At 72.0% G+C, this 19,542-nt stretch carries 16 protein-coding genes, 1 other RNA gene and 2 pseudogenes; 3 read left to right on the top strand and 16 right to left on the bottom strand.

The window, feature by feature from the left end:
- Positions 1-134 precede the first annotated feature (134 nt).
- Positions 135-1,475, top strand: a complete 1,341-nt coding sequence (gene murA / locus ABZZ38_RS11485) for a UDP-N-acetylglucosamine 1-carboxyvinyltransferase (protein WP_356738229.1) — start codon at positions 135-137, stop codon at positions 1,473-1,475.
- A gap of 320 nt (positions 1,476-1,795) precedes the next feature.
- On the opposite strand, the gene ABZZ38_RS11480 is transcribed toward murA, so the two are convergent.
- The 10 genes and pseudogenes from ABZZ38_RS11480 to ABZZ38_RS11435 all read right to left on the bottom strand — a co-directional run bounded on the left by ABZZ38_RS11480 (position 1,796) and on the right by ABZZ38_RS11435 (position 13,016).
- A complete protein-coding gene (locus ABZZ38_RS11480; RefSeq protein ID WP_017237029.1) occupies positions 1,796-2,077 on the bottom strand; it encodes an HU family DNA-binding protein in 282 nt (93 codons plus the stop codon).
- Between the two features lie 288 nt (positions 2,078-2,365).
- On the bottom strand, positions 2,366-3,799 hold the full coding sequence (locus ABZZ38_RS11475) for an NAD-dependent malic enzyme (RefSeq protein WP_356738227.1): 1,434 nt from the start codon (positions 3,797-3,799) through the stop codon (positions 2,366-2,368).
- Between the two features lie 446 nt (positions 3,800-4,245).
- A complete protein-coding gene (locus ABZZ38_RS11470; RefSeq protein WP_356738225.1) occupies positions 4,246-6,570 on the bottom strand; it encodes a UvrD-helicase domain-containing protein in 2,325 nt (774 codons plus the stop codon).
- Between the two features lie 53 nt (positions 6,571-6,623).
- A complete protein-coding gene (locus ABZZ38_RS11465) occupies positions 6,624-7,424 on the bottom strand; it encodes a zf-HC2 domain-containing protein (RefSeq protein WP_356738223.1) in 801 nt (266 codons plus the stop codon).
- The gene (locus ABZZ38_RS11460; protein ID WP_356738221.1) at positions 7,421-8,062 is read right to left on the bottom strand and encodes a sigma-70 family RNA polymerase sigma factor; all 642 of its coding nucleotides are present in this window, start codon (positions 8,060-8,062) and stop codon (positions 7,421-7,423) included. Before ABZZ38_RS11460 ends, ABZZ38_RS11465 begins: the two co-directional genes overlap by 4 nt.
- 26 nt (positions 8,063-8,088) lie before the next feature.
- A complete protein-coding gene (locus tag ABZZ38_RS11455) occupies positions 8,089-8,649 on the bottom strand; it encodes an ABATE domain-containing protein (RefSeq protein ID WP_356738219.1) in 561 nt (186 codons plus the stop codon).
- Positions 8,650-8,761: 112 nt separating this feature from the next.
- Positions 8,762-9,277 carry a GNAT family protein gene (locus tag ABZZ38_RS11450; RefSeq protein ID WP_356738217.1) on the bottom strand — a complete coding sequence of 172 codons (516 nt, stop codon included), beginning with the start codon at positions 9,275-9,277 and terminating at the stop codon, positions 8,762-8,764.
- Positions 9,278-9,342: 65 nt separating this feature from the next.
- Positions 9,343-10,491 carry a uroporphyrinogen-III synthase gene (locus ABZZ38_RS11445; protein WP_356738215.1) on the bottom strand — a complete coding sequence of 383 codons (1,149 nt, stop codon included), beginning with the start codon at positions 10,489-10,491 and terminating at the stop codon, positions 9,343-9,345.
- A gap of 75 nt (positions 10,492-10,566) precedes the next feature.
- Positions 10,567-11,898, bottom strand: coding sequence for a nitrate/nitrite transporter (locus tag ABZZ38_RS11440; protein ID WP_356738213.1), 1,332 nt, complete (start codon positions 11,896-11,898; stop codon positions 10,567-10,569).
- Positions 11,899-12,040: 142 nt separating this feature from the next.
- Positions 12,041-13,016 (bottom strand): annotated as a pseudogene (locus ABZZ38_RS11435) (LysR family transcriptional regulator).
- 213 nt (positions 13,017-13,229) lie between these two features.
- Here ABZZ38_RS11435 and ABZZ38_RS11430 point away from each other — a divergent pair.
- A complete protein-coding gene (locus tag ABZZ38_RS11430) occupies positions 13,230-14,450 on the top strand; it encodes an MFS transporter (protein WP_356738460.1) in 1,221 nt (406 codons plus the stop codon).
- Between the two features lie 64 nt (positions 14,451-14,514).
- On the opposite strand, the gene ssrA is transcribed toward ABZZ38_RS11430, so the two are convergent.
- The 5 genes from ssrA to ftsE all read right to left on the bottom strand — a co-directional run bounded on the left by ssrA (position 14,515) and on the right by ftsE (position 18,451).
- Positions 14,515-14,885: a transfer-messenger RNA gene (gene ssrA / locus ABZZ38_RS11425) on the bottom strand.
- 119 nt (positions 14,886-15,004) lie between these two features.
- Positions 15,005-15,490, bottom strand: coding sequence for an SsrA-binding protein SmpB (gene smpB, locus ABZZ38_RS11420; RefSeq protein WP_356738211.1), 486 nt, complete (start codon positions 15,488-15,490; stop codon positions 15,005-15,007).
- 18 nt (positions 15,491-15,508) lie between these two features.
- Complete coding sequence (locus ABZZ38_RS11415) at positions 15,509-16,720, bottom strand: S41 family peptidase (protein WP_356738209.1); 1,212 nt, start codon at positions 16,718-16,720, stop codon at positions 15,509-15,511.
- A 68-nt stretch (positions 16,721-16,788) separates the two neighbouring features.
- Positions 16,789-17,709 carry a permease-like cell division protein FtsX gene (gene ftsX / locus ABZZ38_RS11410; RefSeq protein ID WP_356738207.1) on the bottom strand — a complete coding sequence of 307 codons (921 nt, stop codon included), beginning with the start codon at positions 17,707-17,709 and terminating at the stop codon, positions 16,789-16,791.
- 52 nt (positions 17,710-17,761) lie between these two features.
- A complete protein-coding gene (gene ftsE / locus ABZZ38_RS11405; protein WP_356738205.1) occupies positions 17,762-18,451 on the bottom strand; it encodes a cell division ATP-binding protein FtsE in 690 nt (229 codons plus the stop codon).
- A 308-nt stretch (positions 18,452-18,759) separates the two neighbouring features.
- Between ftsE and ABZZ38_RS11400 the strand changes: the two genes are divergently transcribed.
- Positions 18,760-18,960 (top strand): hypothetical protein, encoded by a 201-nt coding sequence (locus ABZZ38_RS11400; protein ID WP_356738203.1) that lies wholly within the window; start codon positions 18,760-18,762, stop codon positions 18,958-18,960.
- Between the two features lie 75 nt (positions 18,961-19,035).
- Here ABZZ38_RS11400 and ABZZ38_RS11395 read toward each other — a convergent pair.
- Positions 19,036-19,542, bottom strand: a pseudogene (locus ABZZ38_RS11395) (hypothetical protein); the annotation flags it as partial.

Genomic DNA, 19,542 nt, shown 5'->3' with positions numbered 1-19,542 from the left:
GCCGAATTCATTACATCCGAGTTGGCCCCTCGCCCTACCGGTACAGGGCTGGAAGCCCCTTACCCTTTTCCCTGGCCCCCTGCCCGATCTCCCCCCAGCACCAACGGGGGGAACCCCACCGGAACGCGAGATTCATGACTGGCACAGACGATGTCCTGCTTGTCCACGGCGGAACCCCGCTGGAGGGCGAGATCCGCGTCCGCGGCGCGAAGAACCTCGTGCCCAAGGCGATGGTCGCCGCCCTGCTCGGCAGTGAGCCGAGCCGACTGCGCAACGTGCCAGACATCCGTGACGTCCGCGTGGTCCGCGGACTGCTCCAGCTGCACGGGGTGACGGTCCGTCCCGGCGACGAGCCGGGCGAGCTGGTCCTGGACCCGACGTACGTCGAGTCCGCCAACGTCGCCGACATCGACGCCCACGCGGGATCGTCGCGCATCCCGATCCTCTTCTGCGGCCCGCTGCTGCACCGCCTCGGCCATGCCTTCATCCCGGGCCTGGGCGGCTGCGACATCGGCGGCCGGCCGATCGACTTCCACTTCGACGTGCTGCGCCAGTTCGGCGCGACGATCGAGAAGCGGGCGGACGGCCAGTACCTGGAGGCCCCGCAGCGGCTGCGCGGCACGAAGATCCGTCTGCCCTACCCGTCGGTCGGCTCGACCGAGCAGGTGCTGCTGACCGCCGTGCTGGCGGAGGGCGTCACGGAGCTCTCCAACGCGGCCGTGGAGCCGGAGATCGAGGACCTCATCTGCGTCCTGCAGAAGATGGGCGCCATCATCTCCATGGACACCGACCGTACGATCCGGATCACCGGTGTCGACCGGCTCGGCGGCTACACGCACCGCGCGATCCCGGACCGCCTGGAGGCGGCCTCGTGGGCGTCCGCGGCGCTGGCGACCGAGGGCAACATCTACGTGCGCGGCGCGCAGCAGCGCTCGATGATGACGTTCCTCAACACCTTCCGGAAGGTGGGTGGCGCCTTCGAGATCGACGACGAGGGCATCCGCTTCTGGCACCCGGGCGGCGCGCTCAACGCCATCGCCCTGGAGACGGACGTGCACCCCGGCTTCCAGACCGACTGGCAGCAGCCGCTGGTGGTGGCCCTGACGCAGGCCGCGGGCCTGTCCATCGTCCACGAGACGGTGTACGAGTCGCGGCTCGGCTTCACCTCGGCGCTGAACCAGATGGGCGCGCACATCCAGCTGTACCGCGAGTGCCTGGGCGGTTCGGACTGCCGCTTCGGCCAGCGCAACTTCCTGCACTCCGCCGTGGTGTCGGGCCCGACGAAGCTCCAGGGCGCGGACCTGGTCATCCCGGACCTGCGCGGCGGCTTCTCGTACCTGATCGCGGCGCTCGCGGCGCAGGGCACGTCCCGGGTCCACGGCATCGACCTGATCAACCGCGGCTACGAGAACTTCATGGCGAAGCTGGTGGAGCTGGGCGCGAAGGTGGAACTGCCCGGCAGCGCCATCGTCTGACCTCGCACGCCCGCGCACCGCACACCGACGGCCCCCGGAACACCCGGGGGCCGTCGGCGTTCACCGCGGCAGCCCGTGCCCCCGGGTGCGCAGACGCCGGCCTTCGGGGTGTTGCGGATGTGCAGGGGCGAACTGGCAGGCATGGCGGTCGGCTGACGGGGCGTAAGGCGGGCGCGGGCAGCGCGACGGCCCCCGCGCGGTGCGCGGGGGCCGTCGGGTGGAGTGTGGCCTTCCACGGCCCTGTACGGGGCGTGGGCGGGTGAACGGAAGGGCGGCCACCCCTTGGCCGGGGTGCCGCCCTTTCGTCACGCCAGGGGGACTTACTTGCCCTTGGCGGCTTCCTTGAGCTTGGAGCCCGCGGAGACCTTCACGCTGTAGCCGGCCGGGATGTTGATCGGGTCGCCGGTCTGCGGGTTACGAGCGGTGCGAGCGGCACGGTGGGTGCGCTCGAAGGTCAGGAAGCCGGGGATGGTGACCTTCTCGTCGCCCTTGGCGACGACCTCACCGACGGTCTCGGCGAGCGCGGCCAGCACGGCGTCGGCGTCCTTGCGGGTCACCTCGGCGCGGTCGGCCAGGGCGGCCACCAGCTCACTGCGGTTCATGTTCTTACTCCCGTGTTCTTCTTGCCTGTGAGGCGTGAGATCGAAGCCGATGCTGCCAGGGCCCTTGGACAGTCCCCGGACCCGGGTCTGCTGTCAGACCCTCGCGCCCGAATACGCATCCTGCCCCCACCAGCGGCGGGAAAGCCAATCCGGCACCCTCCGGAGTCACACGAAAAGCGCCACACCCCCGTGACGGTGACGCTGGGTCGACTCACTCGAGACTCCCCGGAGCCGAATCGCCACCCTAAAGGCGGGTTTACGGCCCCGGGCCCCGCGACGCGCCGGAGGTCAGGAGGACGTGGGCGCCGTCACAGTGGCGCCCGCCGCCCTGGCGGCGTCGCGCACGGCGCCCGCCACCGCGCCGGCGACCTTGTCGTTGAAGACCGACGGGACGATGTAGTTCGCGTTCAGCTCGTCCTCGGTGACGACGCCCGCGAGGGCGGTCGCCGCCGCGAGCATCATCTCGGTGTTGACCGTGCGCGACTGCGCGTCCAGCAGACCCCGGAAGACGCCCGGGAACACCAGCACGTTGTTGATCTGGTTGGGGAAGTCGGAGCGGCCGGTGGCGACAACTGCCGCCGTCTGGCGGGCGATTGCCGGGTCCACCTCGGGGTCCGGGTTCGCGAGCGCGAACACGATGGCGTCGTCCGCCATCGCCGCGACGTCATCGCCGCTCAGAACGTTCGGAGCGGAGACGCCGATGAAGACGTCGGCGCCGGCGACCGCCTCCTTCAGCGTGCCGGTGACGCCCTCGGGGTTGGTGTTGTCGGCGATCCAGCGCAGCGCCGAGTCCGGGTCGGCCGAGACGAGGTCCTCGCGACCCGCGTGCACGACGCCGTGGATGTCGGCGGCGACGGCGTGCTTGACGCCCGCCGCGATCAGCAGCTTGAGGATGGCCGTACCGGCGGCGCCGGCGCCGGACATGACGACCCGCACATCGCCGATCGCCTTGCCCACCACGCGCAGGGCGTTGGTGAGGGCGGCCAGGACGACGATCGCGGTGCCGTGCTGGTCGTCGTGGAAGACCGGGATGTCCAGGGCCTCACGCAGCCGCGCCTCGATCTCGAAGCAGCGGGGCGCGGAGATGTCCTCGAGGTTGATGCCGGCGAAGCCGGGGGCGATCGCCTTGACGATCTCGACGATCGCGTCGGAGTCCTGGGTGTCCAGGCAGATCGGCCAGGCGTCGATGCCGGCGAACCGCTTGAAGAGGGCCGCCTTGCCCTCCATGACGGGCAGCGCGGCCATGGGGCCGATGTTGCCCAGGCCGAGGACGGCGGAGCCGTCCGTCACGACGGCGACGGAGTTGCGCTTGATGGTGAGGCGGCGGGCGTCCTCGGGGTTCTCGGCGATCGCCATGCACACGCGGGCGACGCCCGGGGTGTAGACCATGGAGAGGTCGTCACGGTTGCGGATGGGATGCTTGCTCGCCATCTCGATCTTGCCGCCGAGGTGCATCAGGAACGTACGGTCGGAGACCTTGCCGAGCACCACGCCCTCGATACCGCGGAGCTTGCCGACGATCTCGTCGGCGTGCGCGGTCGAGGTGGCGGCGATCGTCACGTCGATCCGCAGCTTCTCGTGGCCGGATGCGGTCACGTCGAGGCCGGTGACGGAGCCGCCGGAGGACTCCACGGCCGTGGTGAGCTGGGAGACCGCGGTTCCGCTCGCGGGCACCTCCAGCCGGACCGTCATCGAGTACGAGACGCTGGGCGCCGTTGCCATGGCCGAGTTCCTCTGCTTTCCCTGGTTTCGTTGCTGCACCGCGCCGGCGGGTGGCCGGGCGGGGCCCTCCGATGGTCGCACCTACCTGCGAGTAGCAGGAAATAGTGGTCGTTTAGTTTTCGGAAACTAACTTCCACCATACGAGAGACAGGGCTCTTGGCGGAACCCCCAACCCGCAAACGCCAACAGGTCCGTGCCATCGTGTGATGACACGGACCTGCTGTGTATGACGATCAGGTGGCACCGACCCGCCATGCTCGCCTCGCGGCAAGTGGTCGCTCTGAGCGACGAAGGTTGGGCCCGGGGGCTTGGATCGAGCCGGTGCCACGTCCAGGCTAACAAACCACCCGGGGAAGTGACTCCCCCATCGCGGGTTGACCCGGAAAACCCGTCTCCTGGGCCCTTTCGCCGGCCCGTCCCGCCGGCCCGTCCCCTCAGGCCTCCCGTCAGTCCCGCAGGAGGTCAGGGACGCCCGACGCGTCCGGGTCGTCGCGGCGGCCCGAGACCACCGTCAGCTGCTGCGTGGCACGGGTCAGCGCCACGTACAGCACCCGCAGGCCCGCCGGGGACTCGTCGGCGATCTCGGCCGGGGAGACGACGACCGTGGCGTCGTACTCCAGCCCCTTCGCCTCCAGGCTGCCCAGCGCGACCACCCGGTCGCCCAGGTCGGCCAGCCACCGCGCCGCCTGCTCGCGCCGGTTCATGGCGACGACCACGCCCACCGTGCCGTCCACCCGGTCCAGCAGCCGCCGCGCCTCCTCCCGTACGACCTCCGCGAGGTCACCGCGGTCCCCGCCCTCCGGCACGGCGACGAAGCGCGGCTCCACGCCCGTCGAACGGACCGCGCGCGGCGACTCCATGCCCGGCATCGCGAGGGCCAGCACCTTGGCGGCGAGGTCGGCGATCTCGGCCGGGTTGCGGTAGTTCACCGTCAGCTCGAAGCGGCGGCGCGGCCGGGTGCCCAGCGCCTCGTCGCGCGCCTCGGCGGCCTCGTCCGGCACCGACCAGGACGACTGGGCCGGGTCGCCGACCACCGTCCAGGTGGCGTGCCGCCCGCGCCGCCCGACCATCCGCCACTGCATGGGCGTGAGGTCCTGCGCCTCGTCGACGATGACGTGGGCGTACTCGGTGCGCTCCTGGGCCAGCCGCTCGGCGCGCTCGCGCTGCGTCTCCTCCCGTACCGGCATGAGCTCCTCCAGCCCCGTCAGCTGGTCCAGCGGGTCGAGCTCCCGCTTCTTGCGGGGGCGCGCCGGGGCGCCGAGGATCGCCTGGAGCTCGTCGAGCAGGGCCACGTCGTGCACGGAGAGCGCCTCGCGCCGCAGGGAGCGGGCCAGGCGGCGCACCTCGCCCTGGTTCAGCACCCGGCGGGCCCAGCGGCCCAGCCGTCTCTCGTCGGCCATGGCGTCGAGGACGCGCCGCGGGGTGAGCTCGGGCCACCAGGCGTCGAGGAAGGCGATGAAGCTGTCCTCGCCGGTCACGTCCTCGTCGAAGGACGAGCGCAGCTCGGCGGCCAGCTCCGGGTCTCCGGGGTGCCGGGATCCGGCGCCGGACTTCGCGTACAGGGCGTCCAGCAGCAGCTTGCGCGCCCGGGGCCGCAGCAGGTTCACCGGCGCCGTGCCGCCGAGGGCGTTGTGGCGGATCCGGTGCAGCTCGTCGGCCTCCAGCTCCAGGCGCCGCCCGAAGGCGACGACCCGCAGCCGTTCGGGCGCGTCGCCGAGCTCCAGGGCGCCGCGCGCGGCCTTGCGGAGCACCGCGCGCATCCGCGAGGAGCCCTTGACGCGGGCGACGGTCGGCTCGTCGTACGCCGTGGCCTCCACCCCGTCCACCAGGCTGCCCAGCGCGCGGATCGCCACCTGGCCCTCCTCGCCCAGCGACGGCAGGACGCCCTCGGTGTAGGCGACGAGGAGCGGGGTGGGCGAGACGATGAGGATGCCGCCCGCGTACCGCCGCCGGTCCTGGTAGAGCAGATAGGCCGCGCGGTGCAGCGCGACCGCCGTCTTCCCGGTGCCGGGGCCGCCCTCGACGTACGTCACGGAGGCGGCGGGCGCGCGGATGACGAGGTCCTGTTCCGCCTGGATGGAGGCGACGATGTCGCGCATGGTGTGGCTGCGCGCCTGGCCGAGGGAGGCCATGAGGGCGCCGTCCCCGATGACGGCGAGCTCGGTGCCGTCGAGGGTCGCGGTGAGCTCGGGGCGCATCAGGTCGTCCTCGACGCCGAGGACGCGGCGGCCCTTGGAGCGGATGACCCGGCGGCGTACCACCCGGCCCGGCTCGACGGGCGTGGAGCGGTAGAAGGGCGCGGCGGCCGGGGCGCGCCAGTCGATGACGAGCGGGGCGTAGTCGGCGTCGAGGACGCCGATGCGGCCGATGTGCAGCGTCTCGCCGATCTCGGCCGTGTTGTCCGGCCGTACGGCGTCGTCGGCCGGGTCGACGGAGGTGTACGCGCCGTCGGGGCCCTTCTTGCCGTCCTTGCCGTGGAGCAGGTCGATGCGGCCGAAGAGGAAGTCCTCGTACTCGTTGTTGAGCCGGTTGAGGTGGATCCCGGCGCGGAACACCTGCGCGTCGCGCTCGGCGAGCGCGCCGGGCGTGCCGACCTGGCCGCGCTGGGCGGCGTCGTTCATCAGGAACTCCGCCTCGTGGATCTTCTCCTCGAGGCGGCGGTACACCTGGTCCAGATGGTTCTGCTCGATAGCGATCTCTCGGTCTCTGACCGTGTCGACCAGCCCGTCGGCTTCCTGCGCGGCCACCGAGGCCCCCTTCTCAACGTGCATTGGGCAGCCGTCGAGCGTACGCCAAGGAAGCCGGAAATGTCAGGCAGGGTTTTTCAGGCGGGGACCTCCACGAGCCGGTCGCCGTCGAACGTCCTCACCTCGAAGTGGTCGATGGCGTCGCGGTCCATGGCCGCGCCGCCGTGCACGTACAGCGGATTGCGGGCCATTTTGTCCGGGCTGTCGGCGATGCCGTACCCCCGTTCCGGGACGGCCCAGGAGGTGACGACCTCCTCCTCGCCGGTCTTGGAGACGGCGATGAGGTTGCACTTGAGCGGGCCCTTGACGTTCTTCAGCTCCAGGACCGTGTGGGTGCCCCAGCCCTTGGGTTCCATGCCGACGGTGGCGCTGACCTTGGTGGTGGCGTCGGTGGCGGACTTCTTCTCCGGCATGTGGTTGAAGAAGGCGTCCTCGGCGGGGCTGGTCGGGTGCGGCTCGATGGCCTGGTTGATCCGCTGCACCTCCTCGCCCGACGTGGCGACGACGGCGGCGGCCGGGCCCGCGATGATCAGCGCGGCGGCGGCGGCGACCAGATAGCGCGTACGGCGACGGCGCTGCGCGCGCTTGACGGCGACCTCGTCGACGAGCCGGTCGAGCAGCGGCGGCCGGGCCGGCGGTCCGCCGGGCAGACGCACCGGATCGGGCATCGGCAGGACGACGGGCTGCGCGGAGGGGCCCGGCCCGTCGGCCAGCAGCGCCAGCATGGGTTCCATCCCGGAGAACTCCTCCAGGTGGTGGGCGCACAGGTCGCAGCCGGCCAGGTGTGCTTCGAAGGCGGTGGCCTCGGCGTCGTCGAGAATGCCGAGCACATAGGCGCCGACGGCGTCGTGCACCGACTCGTTCTCATACGTCGTCATGCCGAGATCCCCCTCTCCTCCAGAGCGAGCTTCATGGAACGCAGTGCGTAGAACACCCGGGACCGCACGGTCCCGCTGGGTATGCCGAGGGTCTCGGCAGCCTCGTTGACCGTACGCCCCTTGAAATAGGTCTCGACCAAGACTTCCCGGTGAGCCGGGCTCAAATCGTCGAGTGCGTCAGAGAGCGTCATCAGCCACAACGCCTTGTCGATCTCGTCCTCCGCGGGCATGACCTCAAGCGGCGACGGATCGACCTCCTGCGGCCGGGCCTGCCGGCTGCGGTGGTTGTCGATGACGATGCGCCGGGCGACCGTCACCAGCCAGGGTCGGACGGAGCCGGTGGCCCGGTTGAGCTGACCGGCGTTCTTCCAGGCACGGATGAGTGTCTCCTGTACGACGTCCTCGGCGCGCTGGCGGTCGCCGGCGACGAGGCGCAGTACATAGGCGAGCAGCGGGCCGGCGTGCTCACGGTAGAGCGCCCGCATCAACTCCTCGTCCGGGACGGCCGTGTTGTTGCTACGTGGCGGCACAGCGCGATGCCGGGCCCGATGCGCTCCCCGACGGTCATCGGCCACGGCGGCATCCTTGCGCACCTGAACCTCCCGGTCGAGACCCTGTTCTGAGTCGTTGTCCCCCATGACTACGGAGACGGGCCCGGTTCGTCTCAACGCGCGTTCGGATTCTTCCGCATATTCTTTCTGACGCGGTGTCGGGCGACGCGCTGCCGGTTGCCGCACACCTCGCTGGAGCACCAGCGCCGGCGCTGCCCGCGGGAGGTGTCGAGGTACACGCGGCGGCAGCCGGCGCCCTCGCACTGGCGCAGCCGGGCGCGGGCGGCGGGGTCGGTGAGCAGCTCGACGGCGTCCCGGGCGACGGCCGCGAGCAGCGCGCCGCAGTCGGGCGGCGCGCTCAACGCCCGTACGAGCCCGCCGCCTTCACCGGGGACGGCGCGGGGGGCCGGGGGCGGGGCGGCGGCGCAGGCGTTGAGGCGCTCCAGGTCGCCGTCGGCGTACCCCCGCCGGCCCTCCAGGTGGCCGCGTACCAACCGGTCGATGGCGGCGCCCAGTTCCCGGAAGCGCGGCGCCCACTCCCCGCCGATGCCGTCGAGGGGTGTCCCGGGCGGTACGAGTCGGGCGGCGACGAGCCACTGTGCGAGCCGCGCGGCGTCGGCCGGCTGCTCGGCCATGAGGTCCAGGCACAGCCGCCCGGGTTCGAACCACCGCACGCGCGCGTCACCGCCTCGGGGTCACCGTGCACTGTCGGAGCCACTGGAGCTGTCGGGGCCGTCGGGTGTCGCCCCTCAGAGTGCCCCTCCGCGGGCGCGACGGGAACCCCGCCTACCGCTCCGGGGGAGGGTCGTCGTGCAGGACGCGCTGGAAGAGGTGGTGATCGCGCCACTCGCCGTCGATGTGCAGATAGCGCGGCGCGGTCCCGATCCGCTCGAAGCCGCTCTTGGCCAGGACGCGCTGGGAGGCGGTGTTCGTCAGGACGGTTCCGGCCTCGACGCGGTGCAGCCCGAGCTCTTCGCGGGCCGCCCGGCACACGTCCCCGACCAGCCGGGTGGCGAGCCCGCGCCCCGTGTACCCGGCGTCCACCCAGTACCCCAGGGACGCGCTCCGGAACGGCCCCAGCGCGATCCCGGACAGCGTGGCCCCCGCCACGACCAGCTCCGCGTCGACCGCGAGCCACAGCCGGTTCCCCGGCGCCGTGATCCGCGCGAGCTGCGCTCCGGCGGTGTAGTACTCCCCGGCGCGCCGAGGCTCCCAGGGGCGCATGGAGGCCCGGTTCCGGGTCAGGGCGGCGGCGAGGGCGGGCGCGTCGGCGGGGACCGCGGGGCGGATGGAGATCGTCACCCCCGTACGGTAATCAGCCCGAGCGGTGGCCGTCCCGGCTCCCCGGGGACGGCCGCTCGTCGCGCCTACCCGTCCGCGTACTTCGCGTCCGCCGCCGGGTCCAGGGCGAGCCGGTAGCCGCGTTTGACGACCGTCTGGATCAGTTTCGGGGCGCCCAGGGCCGAGCGGAGGCGGGCCATCGCCGTTTCGACGGCGTGCTCGTCGCGGCCCGAGCCGGGCAGGGCGCGCAGCAGGTCGGCGCGGGAGACGACCCAGCCGGGGCGGCGGGCCAGGGAGTTGAGGAGGGACATGCCGGCGGGGGGCACCGGGCGCAGCTCGCCGTCGACGAGGACCGCGTGGCCGCGGATCTCGATGCGGCGCCCGGCCACGGGCAGGGTCCGCGCCCGGGTGGGAAGTTCCTGGCACAGCAGCTGTACGAGCGGGCCGAGCCGGAAGCGGGCGGGCTGGACGGTGTCGACGCCGTGGGCCTGGAGCGGCAGGGCGGTGACCGGTCCGACGCACGCGGCCAGCACCCCGTGGCGCAGGGCGTCCAGCAGCTCGGGCAGCAGGCCGCGGCTCTCCGCCCGGGCCAGGAGCGAGGCGCCCGCCGGGGCGCTGGTGAACGTGAGCGCGTCGAGCGTGCGCGCGACGGTCGCGTCGATCAGCCGGTCCAGCGGCGCGAGGTCCTCGGGCGGCATCCACCGGTAGACGGGGACGACCACGACGTCCGCCCCGGCCTCGCGCAGCGCCTCCACGAACCCCGGCAGCGGCTCCCCGTGCAGCTGGAGGGCGATCCGCCGCCCGGACACGTCCTGGGCGAGGAGCCGGTCCAGTACCTCCGCCATGGAGTCGGACGCGGGCGACCAGTCCTCGGTCAGCCCGGCCGCCCGTACGGCGCCCTTGACCTTGGGGCCCCGGGCGAGGACCTGCGCGCCCTGGAGGCGGGTGAGCAGCTCCTCGCCGTCCCCCCAGCCGTCCGCCGCCTCCAGCCAGCCGCGGAACCCGATCGCCGTCGTCGCGACGACGATGTCGGGCGCCTCGCTGATCAGTCCCTTGGTGGCGTCGAGGAGCTCGGCGTCGTCCGCGAGGGGCACGATCCGCAGCGCCGGGGCGTGCTGGACCGCCGCGCCGCGTCGCTCCAGCAGCGCTCCGAGTTCGTCCGCGCGGCGGGCCGCGGTGACGCCGACCGTGAACCCGGCGAGCGGGCCATGCGCACCATCTGCTTGCTCGTGCATGACACCAGAGACTGGCAAGGGTGCGTGACAGCCGGGGTTCACCGAGATTTCTCCCCCGTTACGGACCATTCCGGATCACACCTCGGAGTAGCTGAGCTGCCGCTTGGCGGGGGCTTCCATCGGGCGGCGAAGGTATACCGCCCAGGTGACGGTGACGCACGCGGCGTAGAAGAGGAGGAAGGCGACGAAGGCCGAGGTGCCGGTCCCGGCCGTCTGGAAGGACTGGCGGAAGGCGAGGTTGATCCCGAGGCCGCCGACCGCGCCGACCGCGCCGATCAGGCCCATCGCGGCGCCGGACAGCCGGCGCCCGTACGCGTCGGCCTCCTCGCCCGCCAGGCCGGCCGCGTGCGCCTTCGTCCTGAAGACCGCGGGGATCATCTTGTACGTGGAGCCGTTGCCGAGACCGCTCAGCACGAACAGGGCGGTGAAGCCGGTCAGGAAGACGCCGAGCGACTCGGCGACCGAGGCGTAGACGACGACGCCGGTCGCGGCGGCCATGGCGAGGAACGTGCAGAGGGTGATGCGGGCGCCGCCGTACTTGTCGGCGAGCGCCCCGCCGAAGGGCCGGATGAGCGAGCCGAGCAGCGGTCCGACGAAGGTGAGGGAAGCGGCCTGCAGCGGAGTGCGCCCGAACTGGGTCTGCAGGACGAGCCCGAAGGCGAAGCTGTAGCCGATGAACGACCCGAAGGTGCCGATGTAGAGGAACGCCAGGATCCAGGTGTGACCGTCCTTGACGGCCTCCTTGACGGCTCCGGTGTCGTTCTTCACGGGCGCCAGGTTGTCCATGTACAGCGCGGCGCAGACCGCGGCGACGACGATCAGCGGCATGTACGCGCCGAGCACGATCCGCGGGTGGGCGGCGCCGGCCGTGCCGATGACCAGCAGGCCGACGAGTTGGACGACCGGCACGCCGATGTTGCCGCCGCCCGCGTTCAGGCCGAGCGCCCAGCCCTTCTTGTGGAGCGGGAAGAAGGCGTTGATGTTCGTCATGGAGGAGGCGAAGTTCCCCCCGCCGACGCCGGTCAGGGCGGCGACCAGCAGGAAGGTCGTGTACGAGGTGCCCGGCTCCATCACGGCGTACGCGGCGCCCGTCGGCAGCAGGAGCAGCAGCGCGCTGAGAATCGTCCAGTTCCGGCCGCCGAAGCGGGCGACGGCGAAGGTGTACGGGATGCGGATCACCGCGCCGACCAGCGTCGCCAGGCCGATCAGGAAGAACTTCCCGGCCGGGTCGATCCCGTACTCCGGCCCCATGAAGAGGACCATCACGGACCACAGCGTCCAGATGGAGAACCCGATGTGCTCCGAGAGGACGGAGAAGTACAGGTTGCGCTTGGCGACCCGCTCCCCCTTCTCCCGCCAGAATGTCTCGTCCTCGGGGTCCCACTGCTCGATCCACCGGCCGCCCATCGCGTACCTCCGCTGCTGCTGTCACGTCCTGAATCCCGTCGGACCCGACGTTAGGGACGGCGCGTTTCAGCCCGGTCATAGGACGTGACCGGGCTGAAACCTTGCTCTCACAGGGGGCGGGCGGGCCGGGTGAGGCCGCGCGTCACGGCCGGGTGCCGGGGGCCCGCATCTGGGCCGCGTCCTCCTCCGGCAGCCAGGCGCCGGGCGGCGTCCGCAGCCACCCTTCCCGCGCGGACAGCTCGGCCGCCGCGGCGCGCAGCGCCTCGACCCCCGGATGGTTGAGTCCCTTGCGCCACACCAGCGAGACCGGCGACAGCGGTACGGGGCGCACGAGCGGTCGCAGCACACTGCCCGGCATGCCCGGAAAATCCACCGCGACCAGGACAGGTGTACGAGTTTTCGCCATCACCCGGCGGAATTCCTCCGGCCCGATCGCCACCGGCGCGGGTGGCGCGATGTGTATCCCCCGCCCGGCGAAGAGCCGCTCCGCCAGGTCGGTCCACTCGCGCGTCCCCGGGTTGCCGGCCCCCGCGTAGACGTGCTCCCCCGCGAGCGCGTCCAGCTCCACTTCGGCGCGGTCGGCCAGCGGGTGGTCCTCGGGCAGCAGCACCGCCATCGGCTCGTACCGGACGGGCTGCGCCGACAGGCGGGTACGGGCGGCCTGCTCCAGGCCGGCGAACCGCCCGAACGACACGTCGAGGCGCCCGGCGAGGATCTCGGCGGCGGCGCCGGACAGCCCGCTCTTGTAGCGGGCCATCAGCTCGCACCGCGGGGCGAGTTCGCGGGCGCGGGGCGAGCACCCGGCCGGTGATCAGGCCGTCCGTGTTGAGGTCCACGAGCAACGGCCGCACCTCGTCCGCGAAGGCGGCGTCCAGGTCGTCGTACGCCGCGAGGACGGCGTGCGCGTACGGCAGCAGGCGTTCCCCGTCCGCCGTGAGGGCCACCTGCCGGGTGGTGCGTACGAACAGCTCGGCCCCGACCTCGCGCTCCAGCCGCCGGATGTCCCGGCTGAGCGCCTGCTGCGCGACGTACAGCCGGGCGGCGGCGCGGGTGAAGTGGAGCTCCTCGGCGACGGCGGTGAAGGCGCGCAGGAGCCGCGGTTCGATGTCATGGGCCACCCGCCGAACTTACAACGGGGGTGCGTCAATCGGTCCCGATCAGGTGTTGGACCGCGGCCACCCGCTGCGGCGAGGCTCATGGGCATGCCGCGATCGACGAACACCCCGCTGCTCGCCCTCACCCCCGAGTCCCCCGTCCTGGCCCCGCGCTACGAAGCCCGGGGCCACGAGGACCCGCGCCACGCAGACCGGCGCCACGAGGACCCGCGCCGGATGCCAAGACCCCGGTCCCGGTCCCGGTCGCGGCCCGCGCGCGGGCCCCTGGGGCCGTACCTCAGGCTCTTCGCGCTGCCGGGCACCCGGGCGTTCACCCTCGGCAACCTCATCGGCCGGCTCCCCATGGGGATGTTCAGCGTGAGCGCCGTCATCATGATCGCCGGGGCGTACGGGTCGTACGCCCTCGCCGGGGCCGTCACCGCGACCGGCCTCGCCGCCACCGCCGTCGTCGCGCCCTTCATCGCGCGCCTCGTCGACCGGTACGGGCAGGCGCGGGTGGCCGTCCCCGCGACCCTCGTGGCCGCGCTCGGGTCGCTCGCCCTGCTGCTGTGCGTGCACCTCCACGCGCCCGCCTGGACGCTGTTCGCCGCGTACGCCGCGACCGCGACCACACCCAACACCGGCGGCATGTCGCGGGCCCGCTGGGCGCACCTGTACCGCGACGACCCCGGCGCCGTCCACACCGCGAACGCCTTCGAGCAGGCCGTCGACGAGCTGTGCTTCATGTTCGGGCCGGTCCTGGCGGCGTTCCTGTGCGCCGCGCTGTTCCCGGAGGCGGGGACGCTGACCGGGGCGGTCCTGATGGTGACCGGGGTCCTGGTCTTCGCCGCGCAGCGCGCCACCGAGCCGCCCGTCACCGCGCGCACCGCGCGACGCGCCCGCACTCCGCTGCGTACGCCCGGCATGCCCGCCCTGCTGGCGGTGTTCCTGGCCACCGGCGCGGTCTTCGGGGCGATGGAGGTCGTCACGCTCGCTTTCGTCGGCGGACCGGTGGCCGGCGCGGTGCTGGCGCTCCAGGCGGCCGGGTCGTGCGCGGCGGGCCTGGTGTACGGGTCGGTGCGCCCGGCCGGCGGTGTCCGGCGGCTGGCCGGCTGCCTCGCCGCGATGACGGCGCTGATGGCGCTGCCGCTGCTCGCGGCCGGCACCGGGTCGCTGCTCGCGCTCGCGGGCGCCCTGCTGCTCGCGGGCATGGCGACGGCGCCGACCATGGTGACGGGGATGACGCTGGTCCAGCGGCTGACGCCCCCCGACCAGCTGAACGAGGGCATGACCCTGGCGGTGACCGCCCTGCTGGGCGGTATCGCGGCGGGCTCGGCGAGCGGCGGCTGGACCGTCGAGCACGCGGGAGCCGCCGCCGGGTACGCCGTGCCGGTCGCGGCGGCGGCGCTCGCGCTGGTCCTGGCCGCGGCGGGTACGACGAAGGCCCGGCTCTCCTGAAGAGAACCGGGCCTTCGCCCACATGGGATGACGGGATCCGGGGGCACGCCCCCGGAGATACCGCTGGTGGAGATGGCGGGAATCGAACCCGCGTCCAACGGTGCAGAAACAGGGCTTCTCCGTGTGCAGTCCGCTGCGATTTTCTCGGCCCCGGAGATCACGCGGACAAGTCTCCGACGGGCTCAGTCACTGTTTGATTTCCCTCTACACCCCGTGACCGGGTCTAGAGGTTTAGTTCCCTAGCTGATGCCAGGATCCGGGTCGGGAACAGCCCCGGGCTGACACTTCGCAAGCTCGCTACTTAGGCAGCGAGGGCGAAGGAATCGCGCTTGGTGTTGGCGATTATTTTTTGCGACATATGGTTTACGAGATCATTGCCGCTTCCTCGACACGCTTCCCCTGCTTCGACATCCGCTGTCGAAACCGATCATCCCCATGTTGATTTTTCAAACCGTGCCCCCGGAGGGGCGAGCCCCCGCTGTGAGGGGCAGCTGCCATCGTACGTGACCGACGCCCGACGGTGCCAGCCCATTCCGGGCGGCCGGCCGGACCGGTCAGGCGCGCTCCCGGCGCTTGACGGCCGAGATCACCCGCTCCGCCTCGCGACGGTCCTGCTTCTCCCGCAGCGTCTGCCGCTTGTCGTACTCCTTCTTGCCCTTCGCCAGCGCGATCTCGACCTTGGCCCGGCCGTCCTTGAAGTACAGCGACAGGGGCACGATCGTGTGGCCCGTCTCCTGCGACTTCGACTCCAGCTTGTCGATCTCGACCCGGTGCATCAGCAGCTTCCGCTTGCGGCGCGCGCTGTGGTTGGTCCACGTCCCCTGGGCGTACTCCGGTACGTGCACGTTGTGCAGCCAGGCCTCGTTGCCGTCGATCTGGACGAAGCCGTCCACGAGGGAGGCCCGTCCCTGGCGCAGCGACTTCACCTCGGTGCCGGTCAGCACCAGACCGCACTCGTACGTGTCGACGATGGTGTAGTCGTGCCGCGCCTTCTTGTTCTGCGCGATCAGTTTGCGCCCTGTGTTCTTTTCCTTAGCCATAGTGCGGCCATTTTCGCACTACGACCCGCCTCCGAGGCCACTCAATACCGTCCGGGCCCGCTCCTCCGCACGGTCGCCGACCACCACGTCCGGGGTGATGCCGCGGCCGTCCACGCCGTGCCCGGCGGGTGTGCGGTAGTGACCGACGGTGAGCTCGGCCACCGACCCGTCCGGCAGCCGGTTCGGCATCTGGACCGACCCCTTGCCGAAGGTACGCGTACCCACCGTGACGGCCCGGCCCCGGTCCTTCAGGGCGCCCGCCAGCAGCTCGGCCGCGCTCATGGTGCCGCCGTCCACGAGCGCCACCAGGGGCCGGCCGGTGTCGCCGCCCGGCTCGGCGTACAGCGCCTTCTCCTCGCCGTGGACGTCGTACGTGGCCACGAGGCCGCCGTCCAGGAACGCGGACGCCGCCGCGACCGCCTCGGTGACCAGGCCGCCGCTGTTGCCGCGCAGGTCCAGCAGGACGCCCACCCCCGCGGGCGCGTCGCGCACCGCGGCGCGCACCCGAGCGCCGGTGCCCTTGGTGAACGCGGCGACCCTGATCCGCACCGCTCGTACGGCGTCGTCGTCGAGCCGCTGCACCGTGACGTCCTCCGTGGCGAGCCGCGCCCGGCGCAGCGTCTCGCTCCACGCGCGCGTGGAGCGCTGCAACCCGAGGACGACGGGCGAGCCGGCCGCCCGGCCACCTTCCGCGTCACCCCGCAGCAGGGCGACGACCTCGGAGACGGAGCGGCCCCGCACCGGGCGGCCGTCGACCGCGCGGAGCTGGTCACCGGGGCGGATGCCCGCCCGGCCGGCCGGGCCGCCGGGGTGGACGCGGGTCACCACGACCCGCCCCCGCGCGTCCCGCCGGGCCGACAGCCCGACGCCGGTGTAGGCGCCGTCGAGGGCCTGCTCGAACTCCTCGTACTCGCGCCGGTCGTAGACCGCGCCCCACCGGTCGCCGCTGCGGCTGACGACTTCCTCGGCGGCCTGCGCGCCGGATTTGCCGTCGGCCACGGCCTCGGTCGCTGCGCGGGCGAGCTCCTCGCGGTCGACGGCCCTGCCGGGGCGGTCGGCGGCGGACGCCGCGGGGGGCGTCACCGGCCGCGGGGGGCGCGTCCGCTCCTGGTCGCGCGGGAGGCAGTTGGTCACCGCGGCGGTGGCGAGGACGGTGGCGAAGACGAATGTCAGGGCCGCCCCGCGGCTGCGTGCACCGCGGGGCCGGGTACAGAACTCGGGGCCCAGCATGGCGCCCACTCTAGGACAAACGAAAGGCGCCGCACGGCTGTTGGCCGTACGGCGCCCAGGGGCGATCGTCACACCTTCAGGTACTTGCGCAACGCTATGGCGGCGGCCAGGGACGGCATCAGCAGGCCGATGACCACGACGAAGGGCAGCACCGCGAACACCGCGTCCCAGCCGATGAAGTTGACCAGTGGCATCTTCTCGGCGAGCGCCAGCCCGCCGTCGATCAGGAAGTACCGGCCGACCAGCAGCATGGCGCAGGCGACCACGCCGCCCAGCAGCCCCGCGAACGCGGCCTCCATGATGAACGGCATCTGGATGTAGAAGCTGGACGCGCCGACGAGCCTCATGATGCCGGTCTCACGGCGCCGGCTGAACGCCGAGACGCGCACGGTGTTGACGATCAGCATCAGCGCGATGAGCAGCATGAGACCCATGACGAAGAGGGCGGCGACGTTCATGCCCCTCATCATCTGGAACAGGTTCTCCAGGATGCCGCGTTGGTCCTGTACGGAGTGGACACCGGCCCGCCCCGCGAAGGCCGTGGCGACGACCTTGTACTTCTCCGGGTCCTTGAGCTTGACCCGGAACGACTCCTGCATCTGGTCGGGCGTGATGACACTGGCGATGGCGGTGTCGCCGTACTGCTCCTTGTAGTGCTTGTACGCCTCGTCGGCCGTCTCGTGGTGGACGGTCTCGACGATGTCCTCCATCTTCTTGAGGTCGGTTTCGATCTCCTCCCTCTGCTGGGCGGTGACCGCGCCCTTGGCACACGTGGTGCCGGTCTCCGCGTCGTTCTTGTTGCAGAGGAAGATGGAGACGTTGACCTTGTCGTACCAGAAGTCCTTCATCACGCTGACCTGCTCGCGCATGAGCAGAGCACCGCCGAAGAGCGCGAGCGACAGGGCCACGGAGACGATGACGGCGAACGTCATCGTGAGATTGCGACGGAGGCCGACACCGATCTCCGAGAGTACGAACTGGGCGCGCATCGCGTGCGTTCAGCCTTTCCTTGCTGCTGCTGGTGCTGGCGGAGCCACTGGCTCAGTGCTGGTAGCCGTAGACGCCGCGCGCCTGGTCGCGCACGAGACGGCCCTGTTCGAGCTCGATGACGCGCTTGCGCATCTGGTCGACGATGTTCTGGTCGTGGGTCGCCATGACCACCGTCGTACCGGTGCGGTTGATCCGGTCCAGCAACTTCATGATGCCGACCGAGGTCTGCGGGTCCAGGTTGCCGGTCGGCTCGTCGGCGATCAGCAGCATCGGGCGGTTGACGAACGCGCGGGCGATGGCCACGCGCTGCTGCTCACCACCCGACAGCTCGCCGGGCATCCGGTCCTCCTTGCCGCCCAGGCCGACGAGGTCGAGCACCTGCGGGACGGCCTTGCGGATCTCGCCGCGCGGCTTGCCGATGACCTCCTGCGCGAACGCCACGTTCTCCGCGACGGTCTTGTTGGGCAGGAGGCGGAAGTCCTGGAAGACGGTGCCGAGCTGGCGGCGCATGCTCGGCACCTTCCAGTTGGACAGCCGGGCCAGGTCCTTTCCGAGGACGTGCACCTGGCCGTGGCTGGCGCGCTCCTCGCGCAGGATCAGCCGCAGGAAGGTGGACTTTCCGGAGCCGGAGGACCCCACGAGGAAGACGAACTCGCCCTTCTCGATCTCCAGGGAGACGTCCCTGAGCGCGGGGCGGTTCTGCTTCGGATAGGACTTGGAGACGTTGTCGAATCGGATCACGGGTGCACCACGGTCGGCAGGGAGTAGGTGTGCGTGACCATACGCGACTGGGGATGTCCCGCGCAGTCGCCGTACGGCCTTGCACCTTTTGTCCGGACGGTACGGTGCGGCCGGGCCGGTGAGCGCCCGGAAACCCGGGCGGGAGCCCGGACGGGAACTCCGGCGGGGCGCGCCTAAAGGCGTGAGACCTGGCACAGTGGTAGGGGGAACGGATGCGTTTCCCGGAGCGTTGTGCGGAGAGAACTGTGGGCACAGCCCGCGTGCACAGTCCGCGCCCGCGGCTCCGCCGCGCGGGAGGAGGAGAGCGCATGACCTATGACCGATTGGTGTGCGCCAACTGCGCGGCGCCCGTCAGCGAGGGCCGGTGCCACGTCTGCCGGGCGAACCGGGAGCGCCTCCAGCAGGAGGGCCCCTTCGGTGGCCTCAGCCCGGCGGCTCTGGTGACGCTGCTGCTCGTCCTGGTGGCGATGGTGGCGGTACTGGCCGCGACGGCCCAGCAGACCGCGTAGAGGCCCGGCACAAGCACGCAGAGCCCCGGGAAGGCCGCTGAGAGGCCTTCCCGGGGCTCTTTCGGCTTGCTGTGATCAGACGGCCGCGCGGCCACCGGCGACGAGGCGCGGCAGCATACGGAAGCCGATGCCACCGGCGATCATCGTCGCGGCGCCGACCAGCAGGAACGTGGTCTCGGCGGCGCCGGTCTCGGCCAGCTCCTCCTTGGCCTCGCCCTGCTCGACCGGCTTCGAGCCGGCGGAGTCGGTGTCGGTGTTGTCGGCGCACTCGGCGCCGTCCAGGTCGACGGTGCAGGTGCCGGCGTCACCGGTGGCGGAGCCGCTGGTGCCCGTGCCGCCGGTGGTGGCGGCACCGCCCTGGTCGCCGCCACCCTGGGCACCACCCTGGGCACCGCCCTGGGCACCGCCCTGGGCACCACCCTGGGCACCGCCCTGGGCACCGCCCTGGACGCCACCCTGAGCGCCACCCTGGGCACCACCCTGGTCGCCGCCACCCTGGACGCCACCCTGGGCACCACCCTGGTCGCCGCCACCCTGGACGCCACCCTGGGCACCACCCTGGTCGCCGCCACCCTGGACACC

Origin of the sequence: Streptomyces sp. NPDC006368 (genome assembly GCF_040612535.1) — a bacterium.
GTDB lineage: Bacteria > Actinomycetota > Actinomycetes > Streptomycetales > Streptomycetaceae > Streptomyces.
The sequence above is the reverse complement of the archived record's forward strand: the minus strand, read 5'-3'. Positions and strand labels throughout refer to the sequence as shown.